Source organism: Bacteroides sp. ET225 (genome assembly GCF_024733745.1).
In the GTDB taxonomy this organism is placed as follows: domain Bacteria; phylum Bacteroidota; class Bacteroidia; order Bacteroidales; family Bacteroidaceae; genus Phocaeicola; species Phocaeicola excrementipullorum.
Genome location: NZ_JANRHN010000035.1, coordinates 26,113 through 33,614 on the forward strand (window position 1 = coordinate 26,113; position 7,502 = coordinate 33,614).

Here is a 7,502-nt window from a genome sequence, read left to right on the forward strand (position 1 = left end):
TATGGAAATGAAGAAAATATTCTTTAGCTTGTTTTTCATTACTTTTTCCATCTGTTTGGGAGCGACGGAACAGACTATGATAAATGTTTATGGGAGAGATTTCCATTTGTTGAATGGAAAATGGAATGTCATAGTGGATTTATATGATCAGGGACGTCGTATGGAGGTCTATAAAAATAGAGCACCTCAAACCAAAGAAGAGTTTTATGAATATTCATTTGAAAACGGAATGAGGTTGAACGTACCTGGAGACTGGAATTCACAATCATCAGAACTGAAATATTATGAAGGCACAGTCTGGTATGGACGTCATTTTAAGGCAAACATTTCTCCTGATAAAAGGCAGTTCCTGTATTTTGGTGCTGTCAGTTATCGGTGTCGTGTTTATTTGAATGGACATGAAATCGCTTCTCATGAGGGAGGATTTACTCCATTTCAGGTGGAAGTTACTGATATATTGTCAGAAGGTGATAATTTCCTGGTAGTGGAAGTAAATAATACCCGTTCGGTAGATGCTATCCCGGCAATGGCATTTGATTGGTGGAATTACGGAGGAATTACACGCGATGTTATGTTGGTGACTACTCCACGTCTGTTTATCCGTGATTATTTTGTACGTTTGGATAATGTACAAAAAGATTTAATACATGCCACTGTCGCTTTATCTGCAAAAGGAGTTCGAGATGTACGGATTGAAATACCAGAGTTGAATATTGAGCGTACACTTCAAACAAATGAAGAGGGTGTAGGTTCGATTTCGTTAAAGGTGCGCAAGTTGGAACTATGGGAACCGGAAAAAGCACGACTATATAAGGTCGTGATAACTTCTGAAGAAGATAAAATAGAGGAAGAAATAGGATTTAGGCAGATAACTGTGGATGGAACACGTATTTTGGTTAATGGAAATCCTGTTTTTATGCGTAGTGTATCTTTTCATGAAGAGATACCACAACGTATGGGAAGAGCTTTCTCAGAGGCTGATGCTTCAATGCTTTTGAATGAGGCTAAGGCTTTGGGGGTAAATATGATTCGGTTGGCACATTATCCGCAAAATGAGTATATAGTACGAATGGCTGAAAAGATGGGGATTATCTTATGGCAGGAGATTCCTATTTGGCAGGGAATAGATTTTGAGGACAGAGGTACTTTGGATAAGGCTCGGACCATGCTTAGAGAGATGATAAATAGGGATAAGAATCGCTGTGCGGTATGTTTTTGGGGTGTGGCGAATGAAACTAAACCTTCAGATGCTAGAAACGCGTTTTTGTTATCATTACTGAAAATGGGGCGTTCGATGGATTGCAGTAGGCTTTATGTGGCGGCATTTGACCTTGTTTATTTCAATAAGAATACCCGTCATTTCGAGATGGATGACCCTTTTACAGCAAATCTAGACGTGGTGGCTGTGAATAAATATATGGGATGGTATCATCCGTGGCCTCTAAGCCCTGAAGAAGCAGTATGGGATGTTGTTCCAGACAAGCCGCTTATTATTTCGGAATTTGGTGGAGAAGCCTTGTATGGTCAACATGGAGATGAAGAAGTGGCTTCTTCATGGAGTGAAGAATATCAGGCTAAGTTGTATAAAGATAATATTGAGATGTTTAATCATATTCCGAATCTTTGTGGAGTTTCTCCATGGATATTGTTTGATTTTCGTTCTCCTTTCCGTTTTCATCCGACTAATCAGAGTGGATGGAATAGAAAAGGATTGCTTTCCGATCAGGGATTACGTAAAAAGGCATGGTACATCATACATGATTATTATCAAAAGAAAAAATATATTAAATGATGAAAAGTATAAAAGTTTTATTAAGTACCGTTTTATGCTTTTGCATATTATTGGTAGAGAATGGTTATTCAAAAAATATTACAGAAAATTCTAAGATAATTAAGATTCTTTCAATAGGGAACAGTTTTTCACAAGATGCGGTAGAGCAGTATCTGCATGAATTGGGAGAGGCAGAAGGTTATGAACTTGTAATAGGAAACCTTTTTATTGGTGGCTGCTCTTTAGAACGTCATGTAGACAATATTAGGAAAGACGCGGCTGCGTATGATTATCGTAAAATTGGGCTTGATAGTAAGAAAGTTCATTATTGTAATATGAGTATTTCTAGGGCATTGGCCGATGAAAAATGGGATTACGTGAGTTTGCAACAGGCTAGTCCTTTCTCAGGAATGTACGAAACGTATGAAACATATCTTCCAGAATTGTATGAATATGTCAAGGAAAGGATAGATAAGCGTTGTAAGATTGTTTTTCATCAGACTTGGGCTTATGCTAAAGATTGCAGGAATACTGGGTTCAAGAAATATGATAACAATCAGATAACAATGTATAAAGCTATTGTGGAAACGGTAAAAAAAGCATGTAAACTTGTGGACTTTTATCGGATAATTCCTTCCGGAACAGCTATACAAAATGCCCGTACTTCTTTTATTGGAGATCATTTGAATCGTGACGGATATCATTTGGATGTAAATGTCGGACGTTATATTGCTGCTTGCACCTGGTTTGAAGTATTGACCGGAAAGAATGTAATAGGCAATAAGTTTGTACCTGAAAATGTTTCTGATGAATATCGTGATATAGCACAATTGGCAGCACACGAAGCTGTCCGCCATCCTAATAAAATTACTGATTTGTCTTATATAAAAGATAGCTCGCGATACAAAAATCCTTCTATTCCTGTTGATATAAGAGTGAATGATTTATTATCGCGCATGACGTTGGAAGAGAAGATATATCAGTTAAACCAATATACATTGGGAAGAAATAATAACGTAAATAATATTGGAGAGGCTGTAAAGAACATTCCAGCAGAGATAGGTTCACTTATTTATTTTGAATCTAATCCAAAATTGAGAAATTCAGTACAGAAAAAGGCTTTGAATGAATCTCGTTTGGGAATTCCTATTTTGTTTGGTTATGATGTTATTCATGGATTTCGTACCATTTATCCGATTTCACTTGGACAGGCAGCCTCTTGGAATCCAGAACTTGTGGAGGATGCATGTGGAGTTGCGGCTCAGGAAGCGTTCACTTCAGGAGTAAACTGGACATTTTCTCCAATGGTGGATGTGGCACGTGATGGACGCTGGGGAAGAGTCTCTGAAGGTTATGGAGAAGACCCTTATGTGAATGGAGTTTTCGCGGCAGCCTCAGTAAGAGGGTATCAGGGAGATACATTGTCTGCTAAAAACAAAGTAGCAGCTTGTTTAAAGCATTATGTAGGTTATGGGGCTTCTGAAGCTGGGCGTGATTATGTTCCAACAGAAATTTCAAAACAGACTCTTTGGGATACTTATTTGCCTCCTTTTGAGGTAGGCATAAAAGCTGGTGCTGCAACTGTGATGAGTGCGTTTAATAATATTAGTGGAATTCCTGCATCAGCCAACTATTATACTTTGACAGAAATTTTAAAGAAACGTTGGAAACATCGTGGATTTGTGGTGTCAGACTGGGATGCAGTAAAACAGTTGATTACACAAGGACTTGCGGCAAATGAAAAAGAAGCTGCATGGTATGCTTTTTCTGCAGGATTAGAGATGGATATGACAGACAATTGTTATCAAAAACATTTGGGTAAACTGGTAAAGGAAGGAAAAGTTTCTATGGCTGCAATTGATGATGCTGTTGGACGAATATTACGATTGAAATTTGAATTGGGATTATTTGAAAATCCATATACTGAAGTATTACCAGATAACAGTCGTTTTTTATTGCCGTCAAGTTTGAATGTAGCTGAACAGCTTGCTCAAGAGTCGATGGTACTATTGAAGAATGATAAAGGTGTACTCCCTTTGAAAAAAGAACAGAAGATTGCTTTTATTGGACCAATGGCTAATAATCGTTTGCATCTGTTGGGCTCATGGTCTGCACATGGAGATGAGAAAGATGTGATATCTATCCTTGATGGCGTGAAGAAAGAAAAAGGATTTCTAGCAAAGAATATATTGTTTGCCGAGGGATGTGGCTTCGATGGTAATGAACAGAGTGGTTTTGCTGAAGCTATTAGAGTCGCGGAACAGGCAGATATAATAATAGCTTGTTTGGGTGAAAAGAAAACTTGGAGTGGAGAAAATGCATCCCGTTCTGTTATAGCACTTCCACGGATACAAGAGGAGTTGCTTGAGAACTTGAAAAAAACGGGAAAACCATTGGTCGTATTACTTTCAAGCGGACGTCCTTTGGATTTGTCACGTATAGAGCCTTTGGCTGATGCTATGTTGGAAATATGGCAACCAGGTATTACGGCTGGAATTGCTGTTGCAGGTATTCTTTCCGGCAGATATAACCCATCAGGGAAATTACCTATAACTTTCCCTTATACAACAGGTCAAATTCCTATTTATTATAATCATCGTAAAAGTGGAAGAACACATCAAGGTAAATATCAGAATATTACAAGCGAACCATTATATTCATTCGGACATGGATTAAGCTATACTAAATTTGAATATGGAACTTTGAAGTTGTCGTCTAGTAAAATACGACGTGGAGATACATTGAGGGCAGAAATCGAAGTGAAAAATGTGGGGAATTATGATGGGAAAGAGACCCTGTTATGGTTTGTTGCTGATCCTTTTTCTTCGATAACTCGTCCGGTAAAGGAGTTGAAATATTTTGAGAAAAAAGAAATCCCTGCGGGGGAAAGTAGAATCTTTACGTTCGATATAAATCTGGAACGAGATTTAGGATTTGTGAATGAAGATGGGAAACGTTTGCTGGAGAATGGTATCTTCTATATTATGGTCAAAGATCAAAAAGTAAAGATTGAATTAATTGATTAAATTGTGAGTATGAGGTTAAAATGGATGGCCATGATATTGGCCTGTGCTAATTGGATATTTGGGTATGCTCAGCGTACTGAATGTTTATTGGAAGAGCACTGGAAGTTTATAAAAGAAGATGTCGTTGGAGCTCAGTTGGTTACGTATGATGATACAAAATGGGAGACAGTTTCCGTCCCTCATGATTGGGCTATTTATGGTCCGTTTGATAGAAACAATGATTTGCAAAATGTGACTGTCGTACAGAATCTGGAAAAAAAAACTTCGTTAAAAACCGGACGTACCGGAGGGCTGCCTTATGTGGGAACCGGCTGGTATCGGACTACATTCAAGGCTCCCCAAGGAAAGCATACCACCTTGGTCTTCGACGGGGCAATGAGCGAAGCACGTGTATATGTCAATGGAAAAGAAGTCTGCTTCTGGCCTTACGGTTACAACTCATTTTACTGTGATGTGACCGATGTGGTCCATGCGGACGGTAAGGAAAACATGCTGGCCGTAAGACTGGAGAACAAGCCCCAGTCTTCACGCTGGTATCCGGGAGCCGGACTGTACCGGAACGTGCACGTGTTATCCACCGAAAAGATACATGTGCCTGTCTGGGGTACGCAGATTACGACTCCCCACGTAGGCAAGGATTTTGCCTCTGTATGCCTGCGCACTCAGATTGAAGGAGCCGGCACAAAAGAACTGACCGTAGTTACGGACATTCTTTCCCCGGAAGGGAAAGTGGTCGCATCCAAGGAAAATAAAGGCCACATCAACCACGGACAGCCTTTCACACAAAATTTCCTTGTAGCGAATCCGTCCTTATGGTCGCCTGAATCTCCGGCATTGTATCAGGCCGTATCCAAAATCTATTGTGAAGGGAAACTGACGGATACCTATACAACCCGCTTCGGCATCCGTTCCATCGAGTTTGTGGCCGATAAAGGTTTTTACCTGAACGGACAGCACCGGAAGTTTCAAGGGGTATGCAACCATCATGACCTGGGCCCCTTGGGAGCTGCAGTCAACAAATCAGCTCTCCGCCACCAGCTTTCACTCCTGAAGGATATGGGCTGCGACGCTATCCGGACTGCCCATAACATGCCTGCTCCGGAACTGGTGGAACTGTGCGATGAAATGGGTTTCATGATGATGATTGAACCTTTTGACGAATGGGATATAGCCAAATGTAAAAACGGCTATCACCGCTATTTCCAAGAATGGGCCGAAAAAGACATGGTCAATATGCTCCGGCACTACCGCAACCATCCCAGCGTGATTATGTGGAGCATCGGTAACGAAGTGCCCACCCAATGTAGCCCTGAAGGGTATCGGGTGGCTAAGTTCCTGCAGGATATATGCCACAGAGAAGATCCTACCCGGCCGGTCACCTGCGGAATGGACCAGGTGAGCTGTGTTTTAGATAATGGATTTGCTGCAATGATTGATATTCCTGGGTTGAATTATCGTACTTCTCGTTATGAGGAAGCATATCAGCGTTTGCCGCAAAATCTTATTTTGGGATCTGAAACGTCTTCCACTGTGAGTTCGAGAGGAGTATATAAATTACCCGTACAAAAGGGATTTAGTGTACTTTATGATGATCATCAATGTTCTTCTTATGATTTGGAAGCTTGTGTATGGTCTAATATCCCCGATATTGACCTGGCACTGGCAGAAGACCACGACTGGACACTGGGACAATTTGTTTGGACTGGTTTTGATTATTTAGGAGAACCTAGTCCGTATGATAAAGATTCATGGCCCAACCACAGTTCCATGTTCGGCATCATCGACCTGGCTTCCATTCCCAAAGACCGCTATTATCTGTATCGCAGTGTATGGAACAAAAAAGCGGAGACCTTACATATTCTTCCCCATTGGAACTGGGAAGGGCATGAAGGAACCGAAGTGCCTGTGTTTGTATATACCAGCTATCCTTCCGCCGAGTTATTCATAAACGGAAAAAGTTTCGGCAAACAAACCAAACACGGAGAAACTCCGAAGAACCGTTTCCGCTTGATGTGGCCTCATGCCATCTATGAACCCGGAGAAGTCAAAGTGGTCGCTTACAATCAAGCCGGAGAGCCCGTAGCAGAAAAAATGATACATACGGCAGGAAGACCTCATCATATAGAATTGTCTACAAAGCGAGAGTCTTTGGTGTCGGACGGGAAAGATTTGGCTTATGTGACTCTTAAAATAGTTGATAAGGATGGGCGTTTATGTCCGCAGGATGGGCGACTCGTGTATTTTCAAGTAGATGGTGAAGGACGATTTCGTGCAGCCGCTAATGGAGATCCTACTTGTTTGGATTTATTCCATTTACCCCAGATGCATGTTTTTAATGGAATGTTGACATTAATAGTGCAGTCTGGCAAAAAGGAAGGATATATTAAGGTGAAAGCTACATCTCCAGGCATTAATGCTGGGATGTTGCAATTAAAGGTTAAATGACGAAGTGAAATGTTTTAGATTGATCAAAAAGGTTTATTTATTCCTTAATCTATGTTATAAAACATGTGTAAACGTGCACAATACTTGCATAATTCCAGAAAGTCTGTACCTTTGCAACGTGTTTTTCATAGTATTAGATTTAAGGTTAACAAAGGTTGGAGTTCAGCGGAACTCCTTTTTTTATGCCTTTATCTGAGCAAAAGAAAAACAACCCCTTGTTTACAGATAATAAAGAATAGAGAAATGGCAATACTTTCACC

3 protein-coding genes and 1 pseudogene are annotated in these 7,502 nt (G+C 40.4%); all 4 read left to right on the forward strand.

Going from position 1 to position 7,502, the window contains the following annotated elements; all coding sequences use genetic code 11:
• Window position 1 precedes the first annotated feature (1 nt).
• On the forward strand, window positions 2-1,792 hold the full coding sequence (locus NW212_RS12685; RefSeq protein ID WP_258339006.1) for a glycoside hydrolase family 2 protein: 1,791 nt from the start codon (window positions 2-4) through the stop codon (window positions 1,790-1,792).
• Window positions 1,792-2,607, forward strand: a pseudogene (locus NW212_RS12690) (DUF4886 domain-containing protein); the annotation flags it as partial. The gene NW212_RS12685 and the pseudogene NW212_RS12690, both read left to right, overlap by 1 nt.
• A gap of 30 nt (window positions 2,608-2,637) precedes the next feature.
• Window positions 2,638-4,797 (forward strand): glycoside hydrolase family 3 N-terminal domain-containing protein, encoded by a 2,160-nt coding sequence (locus NW212_RS12695; RefSeq protein ID WP_258339010.1) that lies wholly within the window; start codon window positions 2,638-2,640, stop codon window positions 4,795-4,797.
• Between the two features lie 24 nt (window positions 4,798-4,821).
• Window positions 4,822-7,242, forward strand: a complete 2,421-nt coding sequence (locus NW212_RS12700) for a glycoside hydrolase family 2 TIM barrel-domain containing protein (protein WP_258339007.1) — start codon at window positions 4,822-4,824, stop codon at window positions 7,240-7,242.
• Window positions 7,243-7,502 lie beyond the last annotated feature (260 nt).